17 protein-coding genes are annotated in these 17,818 nt (G+C 63.9%); 5 read left to right on the top strand and 12 right to left on the bottom strand.

The features are described 5' to 3' along the window. Positions 1-15 precede the first annotated feature (15 nt). The gene (locus DSD28_RS03280) at positions 16-852 is read right to left on the bottom strand and encodes a MurR/RpiR family transcriptional regulator (RefSeq protein ID WP_119254899.1); all 837 of its coding nucleotides are present in this window, start codon (positions 850-852) and stop codon (positions 16-18) included. A 254-nt stretch (positions 853-1,106) separates the two neighbouring features. Between DSD28_RS03280 and DSD28_RS03275 the strand changes: the two genes are divergently transcribed. Genes DSD28_RS03275 through DSD28_RS03265 form a run of 3 tightly spaced genes read left to right on the top strand, consistent with a single transcriptional unit; the run spans position 1,107 to position 3,030 of the window. Beyond that, positions 1,107-1,850: a GntR family transcriptional regulator gene (locus tag DSD28_RS03275; RefSeq protein WP_119254898.1), complete on the top strand. Its 744-nt coding sequence runs from the start codon at positions 1,107-1,109 to the stop codon at positions 1,848-1,850. Positions 1,851-1,864: 14 nt separating this feature from the next. After that, a complete protein-coding gene (locus DSD28_RS03270; RefSeq protein ID WP_119254897.1) occupies positions 1,865-2,716 on the top strand; it encodes a sulfite exporter TauE/SafE family protein in 852 nt (283 codons plus the stop codon). Continuing rightward, entirely contained in the window at positions 2,713-3,030 is a 318-nt protein-coding gene (locus DSD28_RS03265; RefSeq protein WP_119254896.1) for a DUF1634 domain-containing protein, read from the top strand. The genes DSD28_RS03270 and DSD28_RS03265 overlap by 4 nt, the downstream gene beginning before the upstream one ends. A gap of 85 nt (positions 3,031-3,115) precedes the next feature. On the opposite strand, the gene DSD28_RS03260 is transcribed toward DSD28_RS03265, so the two are convergent. The 6 genes from DSD28_RS03260 to DSD28_RS03235 all read right to left on the bottom strand — a co-directional run bounded on the left by DSD28_RS03260 (position 3,116) and on the right by DSD28_RS03235 (position 8,883). Then, on the bottom strand, positions 3,116-3,901 hold the full coding sequence (locus DSD28_RS03260) for an inositol monophosphatase family protein (protein WP_119254895.1): 786 nt from the start codon (positions 3,899-3,901) through the stop codon (positions 3,116-3,118). Further along, entirely contained in the window at positions 3,898-4,878 is a 981-nt protein-coding gene (locus DSD28_RS03255; RefSeq protein WP_162911209.1) for a sugar phosphate isomerase/epimerase family protein, read from the bottom strand. Before DSD28_RS03255 ends, DSD28_RS03260 begins: the two co-directional genes overlap by 4 nt. Before the next feature lie 89 nt (positions 4,879-4,967). After that, positions 4,968-6,026, bottom strand: a complete 1,059-nt coding sequence (locus DSD28_RS03250) for an ABC transporter ATP-binding protein (RefSeq protein WP_119254893.1) — start codon at positions 6,024-6,026, stop codon at positions 4,968-4,970. Positions 6,027-6,028: 2 nt separating this feature from the next. Further along, positions 6,029-6,817, bottom strand: a complete 789-nt coding sequence (locus tag DSD28_RS03245; RefSeq protein ID WP_119254892.1) for an ABC transporter permease — start codon at positions 6,815-6,817, stop codon at positions 6,029-6,031. Further along, the gene (locus DSD28_RS03240) at positions 6,814-7,698 is read right to left on the bottom strand and encodes an ABC transporter permease (RefSeq protein ID WP_119254891.1); all 885 of its coding nucleotides are present in this window, start codon (positions 7,696-7,698) and stop codon (positions 6,814-6,816) included. The genes DSD28_RS03245 and DSD28_RS03240 overlap by 4 nt, the downstream gene beginning before the upstream one ends. 66 nt (positions 7,699-7,764) lie before the next feature. Further along, on the bottom strand, positions 7,765-8,883 hold the full coding sequence (locus DSD28_RS03235) for an ABC transporter substrate-binding protein (protein ID WP_119254890.1): 1,119 nt from the start codon (positions 8,881-8,883) through the stop codon (positions 7,765-7,767). Positions 8,884-9,103: 220 nt separating this feature from the next. On the opposite strand from DSD28_RS03235, the gene DSD28_RS03230 reads away from it, so the two are divergent. After that, positions 9,104-10,585 carry a PLP-dependent aminotransferase family protein gene (locus DSD28_RS03230; protein WP_162911208.1) on the top strand — a complete coding sequence of 494 codons (1,482 nt, stop codon included), beginning with the start codon at positions 9,104-9,106 and terminating at the stop codon, positions 10,583-10,585. A 157-nt stretch (positions 10,586-10,742) separates the two neighbouring features. Here DSD28_RS03230 and betA read toward each other — a convergent pair whose 3' ends face one another. The 5 genes from betA to speB all read right to left on the bottom strand — a co-directional run bounded on the left by betA (position 10,743) and on the right by speB (position 16,730). Further along, the gene (gene betA / locus DSD28_RS03225) at positions 10,743-12,431 is read right to left on the bottom strand and encodes a choline dehydrogenase (protein WP_119254888.1); all 1,689 of its coding nucleotides are present in this window, start codon (positions 12,429-12,431) and stop codon (positions 10,743-10,745) included. A 16-nt stretch (positions 12,432-12,447) separates the two neighbouring features. Beyond that, the gene (locus tag DSD28_RS03220) at positions 12,448-13,911 is read right to left on the bottom strand and encodes a purine-cytosine permease family protein (protein ID WP_119254887.1); all 1,464 of its coding nucleotides are present in this window, start codon (positions 13,909-13,911) and stop codon (positions 12,448-12,450) included. Position 13,912: 1 nt separating this feature from the next. Further along, positions 13,913-14,080: a hypothetical protein gene (locus tag DSD28_RS03215; RefSeq protein ID WP_119254886.1), complete on the bottom strand. Its 168-nt coding sequence runs from the start codon at positions 14,078-14,080 to the stop codon at positions 13,913-13,915. 111 nt (positions 14,081-14,191) lie between these two features. Then, positions 14,192-15,700, bottom strand: coding sequence for an aldehyde dehydrogenase family protein (locus DSD28_RS03210; RefSeq protein ID WP_119254885.1), 1,509 nt, complete (start codon positions 15,698-15,700; stop codon positions 14,192-14,194). 58 nt (positions 15,701-15,758) lie between these two features. Continuing rightward, positions 15,759-16,730 (bottom strand): agmatinase, encoded by a 972-nt coding sequence (gene speB / locus DSD28_RS03205; protein WP_119254884.1) that lies wholly within the window; start codon positions 16,728-16,730, stop codon positions 15,759-15,761. Between the two features lie 93 nt (positions 16,731-16,823). On the opposite strand from speB, the gene DSD28_RS03200 reads away from it, so the two are divergent. Then, positions 16,824-17,756: a LysR family transcriptional regulator gene (locus DSD28_RS03200; RefSeq protein ID WP_119254883.1), complete on the top strand. Its 933-nt coding sequence runs from the start codon at positions 16,824-16,826 to the stop codon at positions 17,754-17,756. Positions 17,757-17,818: the final 62 nt, after the last annotated feature.

The following is a 17,818-nucleotide window of genomic DNA, read 5'->3' as shown; positions in this document are numbered from 1 at the left end:
TCCTCCAGGTTTCGTTCAGTTGAAGTCGTTGAAAAGCCCCGACAGTTTTTCCAGTCTTCCAATGATCTCCCGTTCATGCCGCCCCGCGATCGTCAGCACGATGCCGTTGACGATGGCGAAGGGGATGGTCGGGGTCTGGAATTCGCTTCCCGAGCGGCCGCGCGGGGCGGCCAGCATGAGATCGGCCGGCGGCTCCATCAGCGGACCGGCGAGGTCCGAGATCAGGATGGTGCGCGCGCCGACGCGGGCGGCATGGCGCACCAGCGGCGCATAGCTTTGCGGCTGCTTGCGGAAGGCGAGCGAGATGACGATGTCGTTGCCGTCCATGCCGACGAGACGCTCGGCGATGTCGCGGCCGCGGCCGGTGAGCGCGATGGTCGTCATGCCGAAACGGTCGAGCCGGCGCTGCAGGAAGCCGGCGACGGACTGCGCATGGCCCTGCCCGAAGACGAAGACCCGGCGTGCCTCGAAGATCATGTCGGCGGCGCGGTCGATATCGGCCTGCGGCACGGCGCGGGCGAGCGTTTCCAGCGCGGCGATCTCGGCATCGATGAGGTCCGTCAGATAGTCGCCGTGCTCGACCTTGGCGACCGAGCGGCGCATGCGGTTCGCCGCATCCTGGTCCAGCAGCACTTCGCGCTGTAGCTCTGCGCGCAGGTCCGGAAAGCCCTTGTAGCCGAGCTTCTGCGCCAGCCTTGTCGCGGTCGCTTCATGAACGCCTGCACGCTGGGCGATCTGCGGCCCCGACAGGAAGGCTGCCTCCGCGCGGTTCGTCAGCATGGTCGCGACCAGCTTCTGATCCGCGTCTGTCAGCTTCTTCGACTTGGCCTTTATGCGATCAAGAATGTTCATTGCGCCCGACAAAGTTGTTTGCAGCGCCGATTGTGTTGGCAAAGATGTTTGCAGTCAAGTTGCGTCGGGTAAGAATCCTTGCAAAGGCCTGCAAGGCGGAACCCTTTCCCGTAGCGCCCGGCTCCCGACAACAAACGATGCCTTCACCACGTTCGCTCCGTTACGCAGGACCGCTCGCGATCGGCATCTCATGTCAAATGTGGCGTAACGGGAAAGCATCGACATAGTGACGTCATTATGTCATTACGACCGTCATGAACATTGACGATGACCACAGCCCCCTCTACGCAAAAGTTGAAGCGGCGCTGATATCCGACATATCCGCCGGCGTGCTTCATCCCGGCAACCAACTTCCACCGGAAGATCGTCTGATTGAACGCTTCGGCGTCAGCCGCACGACGGTTCGCAAAGCGATCGCAAACCTTGTGTCGCGTGGACGGGTCGAAATCCGTCGCGGCAAAGGCACCTTCATCGCGCCGCCGAAGGTGACCCAGGAACTGACCCAGTTGACAGGCTTTGTCGAGGACATGCGGGCGCTTGGCCGCACGGCGACCACCCAGCTGCTGGACAAGCAAAGCGTGCCTGCCGATGAGGTCGCCGGCAGGCAACTGGCCGTGCCGCCCGGGAGCCTCGTCATGCGGATTCAGCGCGTCCGGATGGCCGATGGCGTCGCCATGTCATTTGATGAAACCTACTTGCCGCACGAGATCGGGAAGAAGATCGTCACCCATGATCTGGATGCCGAGCCTATCTTTTCGCTGCTCGAAGACAGGTATGACCTGCCGCTTGTCGAAGCGGAGTACCGGCTGGAAGCCACGACCGCCGCGCCTGACGTAGCACAGGCCCTCTGCATCGAGCCCGGCAGCGCGATTTTCCTGATCGAGCGGACGTCCTACACCGAAGGGCATCGCCCCGTCGATTATGAAAGGCTCTACTATCGCGGCGACCTGATCAGCTTTGTCACGCGTCTGGAACGGCGCCCGCGCAGCCGTTCGTGACGGGAGGCGGGGCAATGGAAACCCTGTGGCTATTCGTGGCCGCGTTCGGCGCCAGTGCTCTCGGCGGTGTGCTGGGCATGGCCAGCGGCATTTTCATCGTGCCGATCCTCACCTTGCTGTTCGGCGTGGACATTCATGTCGCGATTGGCGCGAGCATCGTTTCGGTTATCGCATGCTCATGCGGCAGTGCGGCCCCGTTTCTGGAAGGACGCCTGACCAATATCCGCCTTGCCATCGTGCTGGAGACGGCCACCACGCTCGGGGCCCTGACCGGCGTGCTCCTCGTCGGGATCGTCTCGACGCGAGCCCTCTACGGTCTCTTTGCGGCCATTCTGGCGATTTCTGCCAAGCAGATGCTTGCGCGACGGCACGAGGCGATTGATACGGCCGCACCGAACGTGAAGGATTGGGGTTCGGTCCTGCGCTTGCATTCCAGCTTTCCCGATCCGGCGTCGGGGCAGATCGTATCGTACCAGGTTGGCCGCGTCCCGCTCGGCATGGCGCTGATGTATGGCGCAGGCCTCATCTCCGCACTGCTGGGGATCGGCTCCGGCGTCCTGAAAATCCCGGCCATGGACACCGCCTTGCGGCTTCCCATCAAAGTCTCGTCCGCCACCTCGAATTTCATGATCGGCGTCACCGCAGCCGCCAGTGCCGGCGCTTATTTCGTCAGAGGCGATATCAACATCGGCATTGCCGGCCCCATCGCGATCGGCTCGGTCGGCGGCGCGCTTCTGGGCGCGCGCCTGCTGATATGGCTTCCGGCCGACAGGCTGCGCGTCTTCTTCGTGATCGTGCTTTCGCTGCTGGCGGTTTTGATGGTGCTGAGCGCCTTCGATCTCAACTTTGCCGGAGGATTTGCATGAAGCCCGGGACAGACGATTTCGAACGGCGGGACCAGATCATTGCCGGACTTCTCCGATATGGAACCTGGCTCGCCACCGCGCTGGTCGCCTTCGGTCTTCTCCTGACCCTTTTCGAACCGGTGCCACGCTGGCCGGCCCTCCCGCTGAGCGGACATGACGCCATGAGAGCGGGCATCGTGATGTTCATCTCGCTGCCGGTCGCGCGCGTGGCGTTGCTGCTGGCCATCTTTTTGCGAGAAAGAGACTACGCCTACACGGCTATCGCGGCGCTTGTGCTGGCAATCATCGCCGCCGGCCTCATCCTTGAAGCGTGAACGGCCTGATGCCGGAGTAAATTCAATTCAGGCTTTCATTCCCGAGCTTATGCATGATCAGGCCATGGATTTACCGTCCGCCGTATTATTGGTTCAATATGTCCAAGGCCCTACGGTGAATCTCCTGATTGGCCGCCATCAGCACAGCCTCGTATCGACGGGCATCGACAAGCGGCCGCCCCTCCCAGTCGGTCACGATGCCGCCAGCCGCCTCCACGATGGGCATCTGGGGCAGGATGTCGTAGTCGAAGACGTTGCTTTCAACGAGCAGGTCGATGCCGCCGAGCGCGAGCATGCCGGCGGCGTAGCAATCGTGCGAGAACCGGCTGAAGCTGACCTTCGCCGCAAGCGCCGCGAAACGGTCGTGGCCCACGCGGTCGAACTGCTCCGGGGCGGATGTATAGAGAATGGCCTCAGCGAGCCCGGTTTTGTCGCTGGTGCGGATCGGCTCGCCGTTAAGGGTCGCCGCCGCGTCTGTGCCGAGCCAGCGCTCGCCGGTGATCGGCTGGTTGATCAGGCCGAGAACGGGCTCGCCACGATGAAGAAGCGCGATCTGGGTGCCAAAGGCGAATGACCCCGAAAGGAAGGATTTCGTGCCGTCGATCGGATCCAGAACCCAGACCCAGTCCGCATCGCTACGGCAGACACCGAATTCCTCACCCCTGATGCCATGGTCCGGGAATGCAGCTTCGATCATGCCGCGCATGACCGTTTCCGCGTTGCGGTCGGCGATCGTGACGGGACTGGCGTCGGCCTTGGCATCGATGGCGATCCGTTTGCGAAACCACGGCCGGATCGCTTCGGCGGCGGCATCGGCCATGGCGTGCGCCAAGGCCAGGAATTCCGGCGGGCAAGTGATATGGGCGCTCATCCTTCGGTCCTTTCAGCTTCATGGGCGATGTCTTCGAGCATGGCGCGGATCGTTTCCACCTGCCGTCGGGCGGCAGCCGCCTCCCGGCTCAGGCGCACCTCGATATTGCCCGGACCGATATCGGTAAAGCTTGCCGTACGGCCGGGAATGAAGGGATCCGGTCCGTCCGAGGGCCGGCGTAAAGCCGGTGCGAAATAACCTTCCTCTTCCTCCAGGCCGAAGGCCAGGACCTGGGGCCGGTCTCGCCCCAGCACAAGCAGGTCCACGAACATCGCCTGCATCGGCAGATGGCCCTCGCCCGACAGGCAGGCAAGGTGCGCCCAGCCACCATTATCAGGCTGCACGAGGCAGTCCTTGACATGGACTTCGGTGACATATGGCGCCTGGATCGCGAGCGCCGGCATCGGCAGTTCATAGGCATTGATCATGTTGCCGAAGTCGAAAAGCAGGCCGAGGCGCGGATTGGCGACGGCATTCACGATATGAACGAGCTCTTCCGATTTCAGGTCCTCATGCTGTTCGAGCGTCAAGCGCAACCGGCCCTCGGGATCGAAATCGGCAAGGCGGCGCAGATCGGCGATCGTCCAGGCGATGATTTGCGATACCCGCCCCTCGTAGCGCGGATAGCACCGCAGGGAGGTCGCCTCCGTGGCCAGCCCGATACGCACGGCGTCTGCAAGACCGCTCGCATGCGTCGTGCTGGTTTCGATATGAAGTTCCAATCCCCGCGCCTTCAGTTGCGCGGCGAAGGCAGTGAGCGCATCGTCGCTCATCCGGCTGAGGCTGGCCTGTTCTCCGTCGTCGACATGCAGCTTGAGACCGGCAAGGCATTGCGCTTCGGCAAAATCCACGAGCTGCAGCGGCGTCATGCCGCCGAAGCGCATGTTGAGATGGAAGGCATAAGCGTGGGCGAAGAGCGGTGCGCTGCGTGCCCGAGCGGCAAGCCGGAGGCGGCTTGCCGCAGGCAACGCGGCCACTCTTTCACGCCAATCCCGAGACGCTTCCCGGCCCCATGGCATTTCCGTCACGATGTCGGCTCCTCCTTGAGAATGACTGTGCTCCGCGTTCAGGCGGCGAGCACCAGCAGATCGCGCCCGGATACGCTGACCTCGACAGGCGCGCCCACCGCCGGGGGTGGCCGGTCGGGCTGGTTGAATGTATCGAGGGAGAGAATCTGGCCGCCCACCGCCACGCGGATACGGATCACCGACCCGAGGAAATGCACTTCGGCGATGCGGCCGGAAAGCACGACGTCATGCCCCTCGGCGCGCCCGAGCGCCACGATTTCCGGCCGCAGCGCCAGACTGATGCGCTCACCGGCGCGCGCAGACAGGGGACGATTCAGCGCGACGGGCACTTCGCCGAAGCGCACCCTGCCGCTCTCCGCCTCGACCACATCGGCATCGACAAGATTGAGCGTGCCGACGAATTCCGCCACGAAACGCGTCGCCGGGCGGTTGTAGATCTCGAAAGGCGTGCCGACCTGATCGGCGATACCCTGATGCATGACGACAATGCGGTCCGAGATGGAGAGGGCTTCCTCCTGATCGTGCGTGACGAAGATGGTGGTAATGCCAAGCTCCTGTTGGATGCGGCGAATTTCCTCGCGCAGGCTGATGCGGATTTTTGCATCGAGCGCCGAAAGCGGTTCATCGAGCAGCAGAACCTGCGGGCGCGGGGCAAGCGCGCGGGCAAGCGCCACGCGCTGCTGCTGGCCGCCGGAAAGCTGGAAGGGATAGCGCTCGCCCAGTTGCGGCAGGCCGATCAGTTCCAGCATTTCCGAAACGCGGCGGGCAATCTGCGCCTTCCCCTCCCCGGCAACCTTGAGGCCGAAGCCGATATTGTCGGCCACCGTCAGGTTGGGAAAAAGCGCATAGGCCTGGAAGACCATGCCGATCTTGCGCCGGTTGGCAGGAAGGTCCGTCACATCCCGCCCGTCGATGCGGATCGTGCCGGATGTCTGCGTCTCGAAACCGGCGACCATGCGCAGCACCGTGGTCTTCCCGCAACCGGACGGGCCGAGGAAGGAAACGAACTCGCCCTTTTCGATGCCGAGATTGAAATCCTTGACGACGCGGAGCGAGCCGAAGGTTTTTTCCAGATGCTGGATGTCGAGAAAAGCCATGGTCAGCGCCTCGCAGTGGAGAATTTCGAAAAACGGGTGAAGAGCTGGATCAGCCCCATGCAGGCCCAGGTGATGGCAAAGGCGACAACGGCGAGCGCAGAAGGCTCATAGGCGCGGTTGCTGCCCATCCAGACCATGTAGGGCCCGAAGGAATTGACGTTCAGCAGGGCGGCGAAGACATATTCGCCGATAACGATCGCAAAGGTCAGGAACGCCCCCGACAGGACCGAGACGAAGACATTCGGCAGGATGACGACCGCAAGGATTCGCGCCCAGCCGGCCCCCAGCGACTGCGCCGCCTCGGTAAGGCTGGCGATATCGATGGTGCGCAGGCCCGTATCGACCGAGCGGTACATGTAGGGCAGCGCAAGCGTCGCATAGCCGAAGAGCAGGAGGAGGTTGGTGCCCCACCAGGTTCCCGTCAACGGCAGGATGGAGGACGTGTTGTAGATACGAATATAGCCGAAGACGATGACGATGGGCGGAATGACCAGCGGCAGCAGCGTGATGAACTCGATGACAGGCCGCAGGCCCGGAAGTTTCAGCCGTACGAAGAAGGCGGTCGGTACGACAAGGAGAATACCGAGGGCGATGGTGAGCAACGCCAGCCCGACCGAATAGAGGAAAGTCTGCTGGAACTGCGGATCGGCCAGCACGATGCGATAGGCTTCGAAGCTGTATTCGCCGCGTTTCATGCGCATCGAAAAATCGACCATGCCGGCGAGCGGCAGCAGGAAATAGAGGCCGCCCAGCGCGACGGCGACAAGAGACCAGAAGCGTTTTCCCGTCATTTGACCCACCGTTCGGCGCGCATGCGCAGGAGGATGTAGATGCCGTTGGCAATCGCGGTCAGCAGGATCATGCCGAAGGCGATGGCATAGCCGAGATGCGGATCGTTCAGCACGTCGCCGCGGATCTGCGCAAAGAGCACGATGGGTGCGATGGAGAGTGAGGAACCGGTGAGCGCGATGGCCGTGGCGACGGCGCCGAAGGCATTGGCGAAGAGCAGCGCCAGCGTACCCAGCAGCGACGGCCACAGGACGGGCAGGGCCACCATCCGCCAATATTGCGCACCGGAGGCACCGAGGCTTTCGGCCGCCTCGCGCCATTCGCGGCGCAAGCCTTCGAGCGCGGGAGCGATGATCAAGACCATCAACGGGATCTGGAAATAAAGATAGGTGAGCGCCAGCCCGAGGAACGAGACGATGTTGAACCCGGAGCCATAGAGATTGATGCCGAACCAGTTACGCAGCAGCATCGTCACGAAACCGAGCCGGCCGAGCGTGGCGATGAACGCGAAGGCGAGCGGCACGCCGGCGAAATTGGAAGCGACACCGGAGAAGGTGACGATACCGTTGCGCAGCCAGCGCGGCAGGCCGCCGAGCGTGATGGCGGCTGCGATGAGGAAGCCGAAAAGGCAGCCAAGCACCGCCGTCAGCAGGCTGAGCTCGATGGAAATCCAAAAGGCCGCGCTGATCGAGGGCGAGAGCAGCTTGCCGAGATTTTCGAGGGTCACCTCACCCTGTGCGTTGCGGAAGGCGCCGACGACGATGTTGAGCGTCGGCAGGATCAGGAACAACGTGGCAAAGAGAAAGAAGGGGGCGACCCCGACCCAGTTGAGAAGCCGCCGCGGCCGCAAGGCCGCCGGCAGCAGTGCGGCGCTTGTCGTCATCGGATTGTTTCCTGAGGGGAGTTCGGCCGGACGCCGGGTAGAAAGCTGGGCCTCCGGCCGGGTCTGTTACTTCACGTTGGCGCCGACGACCTTGTCCCAGCCTTCGATGATCGCGCCCTTGTTGGCGTCAAGCGCCTCGACGCTCGGGAAGGCCGCCTTTTCGTAGGCTTCGGCCGGCGGCAGCTTGTCGAGCAGGTCCTGGGGGAACTTCCCCGCCTTCAGCATGGCGTTGAAGCGGGCGGGATGGCAGTAGCCCTTCAGCCAGCCGATCTGCCCCTCGTCAGAGTAAAGATACTCCATCCAGAGCTTGGCCGCGTTCGGGTGCGGCGCATAGGCCGAGATGGCCTGCACATAGACGCCGGCGACCACGCCCGTCTTCGGCACGATGACATCCATCGGCGGGTTGCCGTTCAGCGCATCGCGCCAGGCGAGCAGGTTGTAGTCCCAGGCCGCGATGATCGGCGTCTGGCCCTGCGCGATGGTTCCGGCCTTGCCGAGGACGGGCACGAAATTGCCGGCCTTGTTCAGTTCGGCGAAGAGTTCCAGCCCCTTCCTGCCGGATTCCGCACCTGGTTCTGCGCCGCGCGAAATGCCGGCCGACATCAGGGCGAGGATCGCCTGTGCGGAGGAACGCGGATCGCCGGTTAGTGCGACCGAACCGGAATATTCAGCCTTGGTAAGATCGGACCAGTCGGCCGGCGAGGTCTGGATCAGGTCCTTGTTGATGCCGAAGGCCATGACGCCGTAGTAATCGCCGTACCAGTTGCCGTCCGCATCCTTGATGTTGTCGGGAATTTCGTCCCAGGTCGCCACCTTGTAGGGCTGCAGCAGACCTTCCTTCGTGGCAGCCGGCGCAAAGGCGAGGCCAAGGTCCACAACGTCAGGAGCCTGCGAGCCCGTATTGCCCTTGTTGGAACGGATCGCTTCCAGCTCGTCAGCCGTGCCGGCGTCGGGATTCAGCTCATTGACGGTGATGCCTGCATACTTCGCCTTGAAGCCTTCGATGACTTCGCCGTAGTTGCACCAGTCGTGCGGCAACGCGATGACCGTCAGCATGCCCTCTTTCTTGGCTGCATCGATGAGTTCCTGGGGCGCTTCGGCGCGGGCAAGGCCCGGTAGCGCAGCAGCAATGGCGAGCGTGGAGACGAACGTCGAGCGGACGGTGTGGGATAGGTGCTTCTTCATGAATTCCTCCTGTTTGGCATCTTCGACAATTGGTGGTCGCTGGCTACTGGCCGGCCCTGGCAATGGGCCGCAGTGCCGCCGCGTATTCCGGTTCCCCCGCACTCTGTCTGCGTCCCGGGGGCTGCATCGGTGCGTTTCGTGTAGATGGAGCATGTAACAATTGGACAACAATAAAATGTCCATTATTGTGCTTTTGATTGTACCAATTTACGAGGTCGCCATGGCCAAGCAGTTCGAAGGCCCGATCTTGCCTTTCCTTCGCCTGGATGCGGCGGCGGCCGTCCCGAAATTCCGGCAGGTGCAGGACCAGTTGCGCCAGGCGATCCTCAAGGGATATCTGCGTGCAGGCACGCGCCTGCCGGCAAGCCGCATTCTCTGCGAGGAGCTCGGCCTGTCACGCCAGACGCTGGTGCGCGTGCTGGAGAACCTGAAAGCCGAGGGATATCTCGAGGCGCGCCAGGGAGCCGGCACCTTCGTCTCTGCCGCCCTGCCGACACCGGCGGCAAGACCGTACAGGCGCAAACCCGTGGCCAATGCACCCGATACGCTGCCGCTCCGGCTGTCGCGGATCGGCACTCTCTCCCGGCAGATGTCGGCCGATATCGGCCAGTTCGAGGCGATGCCCTTCCTTCCCAACCGACCGGCTATCGACCGCTTTCCCTTTGCACTGTGGCGCAAATGCTGGAATTCGGTGACGCGCGGCGGCAGGGTGGCCGCGCTTGGCTATGGCGATCTTGGCGGCGAACTCATTCTGCGCCAGCGGATCGCCGAATATCTCGCCGTGCATCGGCACGACCCTTGCGATCCCGAGCAGATTGTCATCACACCCGGCGGGCACGCGGCCTTCACGCTCGCGGTGCTCGCGCTGGCCGATCCGGGTGACGGCATCTGGTTCGAGGATCCTGGCCCTGTCACCGCCTACAACCTCTTCCATACGCTTGGCTTCCGGATGTGCCTTGCCGATGTCGACAGCGAAGGCATGGACGTCGCCGGTGCGGCGATGCGCTATCCGGATGCACGGATCGCCTTCGTCATGCCCTCACGGCACCATCCGCTCGGCGTGACGCTTTCGCTTCCGCGCCGGCTCGCGCTTCTCGAATGGGCACGGATGAACGATGCCTGGATTATCGAGGACGACTATGACAGCGAGTTCCGCTACGACGGTGCCCCGCTGCCCTCGATGCGTTCCATCGACGGCCATGACCGCGTCATCTACGCCGGAAGCTTCAGCAAGGCACTTTATCCCGGGGTGCGCGTAGGCTATCTCGTGCTGCCGCCGCGGCTTGTCGATACCTTCCGCAACCTTTCGGGCCTGATCAATCGAAGCGTGCCCGTGGAAACCCAGCTCGTGCTCGCAGAATTCATCGGCGGAGGCCACTTCGCCAGCCATCTACGCCGCATGCGCAGCCTTTATTCGGAGCGCCGCGAAGCCTTTCTGGAGGCGGGTCAAGCCGCGCTCGCCGGGCTCGCCCGCATCGACTGTTCCGAAAGCGGTCTCAACGCGCTTGCCTGGCTTTCGAGCGAACGGGAGGACAGCGCCGTTCGCCGCGATGTTCTCGAAGCGGGCCTGCAATGCTACCCGCTCTCCGATTACACCGTCGCGATCCCAAAGCCTGGTGCGCTCATCCTCGGCTATGCCGGCGTGCCCGCCGAACGGATGAAGCCCTATCTCGGGCGCCTCGCAGAGGCTCTTTCCCGATAATGCCCCCCGTGAATCCGCGAGGACCAGATGGCGAAGCGGGCCTGCAGGCCACGAAACAGGGCCTCTATGAAGAGCGCCCAATCGTGCCGTTCCTCCGGGTCTTCCCGTTCCCGCCGGGCAACAACATGTCCTATCACCCGCGGCATCGTTGATCCCCTCAATGCTGCAGGGTACGCACCGGCGAGCCGCTGCGCTGGGTCGTGCCAACACCGGGCGCAACACCGACCTCCGCATTCGAGGCGGCGAGCAGCGGCTTGCCGCGCACGATATCCGAGGCACGTTCGGCCAGCATGATGGTCGGCGCGTTGAGGTTCGCATTCGGCTCGGCCGGGAAGACGGAGCTGTCGATCACCCGCAGCCCTTCGAGGCCGCGCACCTTGAGGTCGCTGTCGACGACCGCCATGGCGTCCTCGCCCATGCGGCAGGAGCCACAGGGATGATAGGTGCTCTCCATGGTCTCGCGCACCCAGGCGTCGATCTCGTCATTGCTGCGCACATCCTTGCCCGGCGCGATCTCCTCGCCGCGGAACCGGTCGAAGGCCGGCTGGGCGATGATCTCGCGGGTAAGCCGCAGGCAGCGGCGGAAGCCTTCGCGGTCCTCCTCGCGGTCGAGATAGTTGAAGAGGATATCCGGCTGCTCGTGCGCCTCCGGCGAGCGCAGGCGCACATGGCCGCGACTCTTCGGCTTGTTCGGGCCGGTCAGCACCATGAAGCCGTGCCCGTCGAGCGGTTTCTTGCCGTCGTAGCGCATGGCGGCTGGCAGGAAGTGGAACTGGATATCCGGCCATTGCAGCGACGCATCGGAACGGATGAAGCCGCCGCTCTCGAAATGGTTGGAGACCGAAAGGCCTTTCTTGAACAGCAGCCACTCCGCGCCGATCATGGCGCGGCTCAGCAGCCCCATCTTGCCGTTCAGCGTGATCGGCTCCTTGCAGGCATACTGGATATAGACCTCGGAATGATCCTGCAGGTTCTCGCCGACGCCCGGCAGATCATGCAGCACCGCGACGCCCGCCTTCCGCAGCACGGCGGCCGGGCCGATGCCGGAGCGCTGCAGGAGATGCGGCGAGCCGATCGGGCCGGAGGAGATCAGAACCTCGCGGCTGGCCTTCGCCACGATGCGCTCGCCGCCGGCCAGTTCGTATTCGACACCGACGGCGCGCTTGCCTTCCAGCAGCACGCGCCGCGTCATGGCGTGGGTGACGACCCTGAGGTTCGGCCGGCTCATCGCCGGCTTCAGGTAGGCGTTGGCCGTCGACCAGCGCACGCCGTCCTTGACGGTCATGTGCATGGGGCCGAAGCCCTCCTGCATATGGCCGTTCGGATCGTTCGTGGTGATGTATCCCGCCTCGTGCCCGGCATCGACGAAGGCCTTGTAGAGCGGGTTCTTCATCTTGTTGCCGGCATTGGTGGCGAGCGGGCCGTCGGCACCGCGATAAGCATCGCTGCCGTCCTGCCAGCTTTCGGCCCGCTGGAAATAGGGCAGGCAATTGGCATAGCGCCAGCCGCGCGCGCCCAGTTCCTCCCACTCGTCGAAGTCACGCGCATTGCCGCGCATGTAGACGAGCCCGTTGATCGAGGAAGAGCCGCCGATGACTTTTCCACGCGGGCAATGCACCTGCCGGCCGTCGAGGCCCGGCTCCGGCAGGGTCATGTATTTCCAGTTGTACTTGGTACCGTTCATCGGAATGGACAGCGCCGTCGGCATCTGGATGAAGATCGACTTGTCGCTGCCGCCATATTCGAGAACCAGAACCCTGGTGGCCGGGTCCTCCGAAAGACGGTTGGCAAGCACGCAGCCGGCCGATCCGGCGCCGATGATGATGTAGTCGTAGGTCTCGGTCATGGCGGTCATCCAGAGGTTACGGGTAGAGGCCCCAGCCGCGCCCGCGGGCGAAGAGCCGGGTCAGGACATAGTGAACCGTGCCGGCCGCAAGGCAGGAGGGCACGGAGGCGGTGAGGTATTTGAAGACCGGCAGGCTCGCGAGCGTCTGCGGATTGAAGACGAGCACGTAGACGCCGAAGCCGATGGCAAGCGCGAAGAGGCCGATCGGGTTGAAGCCACCCCAGAACCGGTAGGGACCGTTTTCCTGCGGGCCATGCAGGCTACGCATGTCGAGCTTCTGGCGGCGCAGGAAGAAGTAGTCGGCGATGCCGATGCCGGCGAGCGCGGAATTCAGCGCCGAGGTCCAGACGAGGAAGATGAAGAAGCCGTCGTACATCTGCGGATAGAAGACCACGAGGCCGAGCGGGATGATGCAGAACAGGAAGAGGATCGCCCCCCAGGAGATGGCGCGGATCGACGCCGTGCCCACCTGCCGCAGGCCGACGATGGAGGTGTAGAGGATATTGGCCATCGAGGTCATGTTGGCGAAGGCGACGAAGAGCAGCGCGATGATACCGATGACGGGACCTGCGATCTTGGTCATCCAGATCGTCGGGTCGCTGTCGCCGAGTGCGACGGCGGCAAGCAGGCCGACGATCTCACCGAGAGCCGCCGCCCCGAAGATGCCGACGACGTTGGGCCAGAAGGCCGTGCGTTCGTTCTTCGTCAGGCGAGCCAGGTTGCCGATATAGGGCCACCAGGAGAAGCCGGCGGCAAGGTTGACCTCCACGGCGATGATGAAGTTGAGCGTGTTGTCCTCGAAGGGCGGGGCGAGCGCGGGCATCGCCAGCAATTCGGAGAAGGAACGATGCTGGAGGATAAGGTACAGCATCACGATCATCAGGATCACCAGCGCGGGCGAGACGACCATGTTGAAGAACTTGATCGAGGTCGGCCCCTTCGCGACGATGAACCAGGTGACGAGAATGGCGCCGACGGCGGCGACGATCATCTTGATGCCGGTGGGATTGGCCGCCTCGCCGGCGCTCAGCGCCGTCAGCCCGTCGATCGACCGGCCGAACATCATCGCAAGCACGGCAAGCCAGCCCATGGTGAGAATGACCACGGCGAGCACGTAGACGATGCGGCTGCCATTATAGCCGAACTGGCTTCGCAGGGCGATGAACTGCTCGATGCCGTAGCGGCCGGAAAGCGGCGTGGTGGAAAGGGCCGTCAGCATGACGCCGACGATATTGCCCATGATGATGGCGGCGATGCCCTCCTTGGGCCCGACGAAGAGACCGACCGACCCGCCGATCAGGAAGGCCCAGGTGGCGATGGCAAGCGCCGAATTGGCGTAGGTGAACTCCCAGAAGCCCCATAGACGCTCGGAGGGAAGCAGCGGCGCATCGCCCCGCTCGGCGGCGGCACGGTTGCGCTCGGCTTCCGCCCGTTCGGTTTCGGCGATGGCAAAGCCGCCCTGGCTGACGTGATCGGTCATGTCAGCCTCCCCAGACCCAGAAGGCGACGACCAGCACGAGCGTCAGCGCCATCATGCAGGCATAGTCGATGACGGTCATCGTGCCCTCGAAGCGATGCCCCGCCTCGATGTCCTCGTAGATGCGGGCGCGGCGCGCCAGTTCGTTCTGCCAGGCGATATCGTTTTCCATGTTCGGTTCCCCTTTCGCGTCGCGCCTTGGGCGTCTTTCCGCGATGAAAGGCGGCTCCATCGGCCGCCGATGGTCGTGAGGCGGCCGCCCATGGGCGGCGGCCGGCTGGATCTATGGCAGCGTAATCCACACCGCCTTGGTCTCCATGAGATAGTCGAGCTGTTCCGGCCCGAGATCCTTGCCGAAGCCGGAATCCTTGAAGCCGCCGAACGGCATGGAAGGATCGATCGTGCTATGCGCGTTGACATAGACCGAACCGGCATGCAGTTGCGGGATGAGCGTGTGCACGCGGGCGAGATCGTTCGAATAGATCGCGGCGGCGAGCCCGAAGGGCGTGTCGTTCGCCAGCGAAACCGCTTCCTCCAGCGTATCGAACGGGCTTGTCACCAGCACCGGCCCGAAGATCTCCTCACGCACGATGCTCATGTCCGGCGTGCAATGGGCGAAGATCGCAGGCTCGATGAAATGACCCGGACCTTCCGGAGTTGCGCCGCCATGGACGAGCTTCGCGCCCTCGCGCCGGCCGGCCTCGATATAGCCTGCGACGACCTTCTTCTGCTGGGCCGAGACCATCGGGCCGATATAGCAATCCCGGTCGAGGCCCGGCGCGAGTTTCAGCGTGCGCGTGACCGCGATCAGCTCGTCGAGGAAGGCGTCGTGCACCGAGCGCTGGACATAGACGCGGGTGCCGGCATCGCAGACCTGGCCGGAGTTGAAGAACACGCCGTTTGCCACCGCGCGGGCGGCGCTCGCCAGATCCGCGTCGTCGAGCACCAGCACCGGCGACTTGCCGCCAAGCTCCAGCGTGACATGCTTGAGATTGCCGACCGCCGTGCGGCCGACTTCCTGCCCGACGGGCGTCGAGCCGGTGAAGGTCACCTTGTTGATGCCGGGATGGGCCGACATGGCCGCGCCGATGACGCTGCCCTTGCCCGTGACGATATTGACGACGCCATCGGGGAAGCCGGCCTCCTCGACCAGTTCCGCAAAGCGCAGGGTGGACAGCGAGGTCAGCTCCGCCGGCTTGACGATGACCGTGCAGCCGGCGGCCAGCGCCGCCGCGACCTTCCACGCCATGGTCTGCAGCGGAAAGTTCCACGGCACGATGGCCGCGACCACGCCCAGCGGTTCCTTGCGGGTATAGGCAAGGTAGTTGCCGGGAATGGACGGCTCGACCGTGCGCCCATGCAGCTTGGAGGGCCAGCCGGCGAAATAGCGGAACGTATCGACCGTCCCCTGGATATCGATCTCCCGGGCGAAGGTCACGGACTTGCCCATGTCGATGGCTTCGATTTCGGCAAGTTCGTCGCCATGGGTCTCGATGAGGTCGGCAAGGCGGTGCAGCAGCCGCTCCCGCTCCAGCGGCTTCAGGCGGCGCCATTCACCGCCGTCGAACTGGCGGCGCGCGGCCCGGACGGCCCTGTCCAGATCATCCGCCGTGCCCGAAGGCGCGTGGGTGACGAGACCGCCCGTCGACGGCTCGAAGATGTCGAAGGTCGCGCCGTTTGCGCTATCGACCCAGGCGCCGTCGATGAACATCTTCTGCGGCTTGGCGAGAAACCGGCGCGTCGCGTCGCTGACGCCGTATTGATCCAGATAATTGCGGACGACCGAGTCCATGCTTTCCTCCTCCCCGGCCGGCCGCCATGGGCGCGCCGGTTCTCCCGGGCCTGTTCGATCAGCGTTTTTTGGCGTGCATGATGCGGCCGATGAGGTTCATGAGAACCTGTGCGGCCAGAATGGCGGTGCCTCCGGTGTGGTCGTAGTCGGGCGCGACCTCGACCAGGTCGACGCCGACGATATCGCCGCGCTTGGCCAGTGCCGCCAGGATCTCCAGCACCTCGTAATAGATGAAGCCGCCATGCGACGGCGTGCCCGTGCCCGGCGCGATCGACGGATCGAAGCCGTCGATATCGATCGTCACATAGTAGCGCGCGCCCGCCGGAATGCGCTCGACCACGCCTTCCGTGCCCAGCGCCCGGATCTGGCGCACGGACAGGATATCGGAGCCCATTTTGCGCGCATCCTCATAGCCTTCCTTGGCCGTGGAGGAGACGTTGCGGATGCCGAGTTGCGACAGGCCGCTGACATAGGGCTTTTCCGCCGCGCGGCGCATCGGGTTGCCGTGGCCGTAGCGGACGCCGTGGCGCTCGTCGACGAAATCGAGATGGGCGTCGATCTGCACGATGTGGATCGGGCCGTTCTTCTCGCAGTCCTCGGCAAAGGCGTTGATGCAGGGAATGTTGATCGAGTGGTCGCCGCCCAGCACCACCGGCAGCGCGCCGGCTTCGAGTATCTTGCGCACGCCGAATTCGATGTTGGCATGGCTCTTCATCGTGTCGGTATGCACGATGTCGGCGTCGCCGATATCGACGATGGAGACTTCGCCGCTCGGCAGGTAGGTGACGTCGTCCTCGTGGTCGTAGGCGCCGCCATGGCCGAAGGAGAACAGGGTCGAGGCCTCACGGATGGAACGGGGCCCGAAGCGGGTGCCGGCGCGCCACTGCGTGCCGCAGTCGAAGGGCGCGCCGAGGATCGCGACATCCGCGTCGATAGCGTCCCAATCCGGCTGGTAGGGATACTTGCCGAAGGTGCAGATGCCGACGAACGGCAGGTTCAGGCGCCCGGTCTCATACGAATTGCTGGTCATGTGCCCTCCTCCAAAGGTGCGAAGGAGTGTGCCAAAGGCCGAAACGTTTAAAAGTATCTATGATTGGATGTTCACTTGTGCATTAATCAATGAATGATCAACAAGGTCCGGCACCGTGTCCTCAATCTGTCGCTTGGCGATGCCGAGCTTCGGCTGCTGCGCGTCTTCGCCTCGGTGGTGCAGCATGGCGGCTTTTCCGCCGCGCAATCGGCGCTCGGCATGACGCAAGCGACCATCTCCACCCACATGCGGCACCTGGAGGAGCGCATCGGCCTGCGCCTGTGCACCCGCGGACGCGGCGGTTTCCAGCTGACGGAGGAAGGGCGGCTCGTCTATGACGCGGCACTCGAGCTTTTCGGCTCGCTGGAGAAATTCCAGAGCCGTATCGGCGAGGCGCAGGGCGAGCTTTCCGGCAATCTCAGCTTCGGCACGGTCGATGCGATGATCAGCAACCGCGACCTCAATCTTCCCGGTGCCCTCGCCGCCTTTCACGCGGAAGCGCCGCGCGTGCATCTGGAGATCGACGTTGCGGCGCCGCAGGTCCTGCATCAGGGGCTGCTGAACGGTTCCTACCAGATCGTCCTCATGCCATCGGTCGGCAGCGTCATGCCGAACGTCCGCAGCCAGCCGGTCTTTTCGGAAATGCAGAAACTCTACTGCGCCGACGGCCACCCTCTCTTCGACCGCCCCGATGCCGACCTCACCGACGCGCTTCTGGAAGCCCAGTCCTTCGCCGGCCGCACCTATATGCTGAACGAGACGATCTGCGGCGTCAATTTCAACTGGGCGGCGGCGACGCCGCATATGGAAGGCACGCTGCTTCTGCTGCTTTCCGGCGCCTATATCGGCTTCCTGCCCGATCATTACGCCGAGGAATGGGTGCGCAACGGCCGTTTGCGGATCCTCGCACCCGAGCGCATGACCTTCGAGGACATGTTCCACATCGCGTATCCACGCAACAAGCCCTCGCGGGCCGCCGAGACCTTGGCGGCAGCCATCGCCAGGAGCGTGCGCAAACCGCACTGACATTCCTTCGCGGCAATCTTGGTGGGTCTTCAGGTGTCGCAGAACGCGTATTGACTCCCGGA

Origin of the sequence: Shinella zoogloeoides (genome assembly GCF_003574625.1) — a bacterium.
GTDB lineage: Bacteria > Pseudomonadota > Alphaproteobacteria > Rhizobiales > Rhizobiaceae > Shinella > Shinella zoogloeoides_A.
The sequence above is the reverse complement of the archived record's forward strand: the minus strand, read 5'-3'. Positions and strand labels throughout refer to the sequence as shown.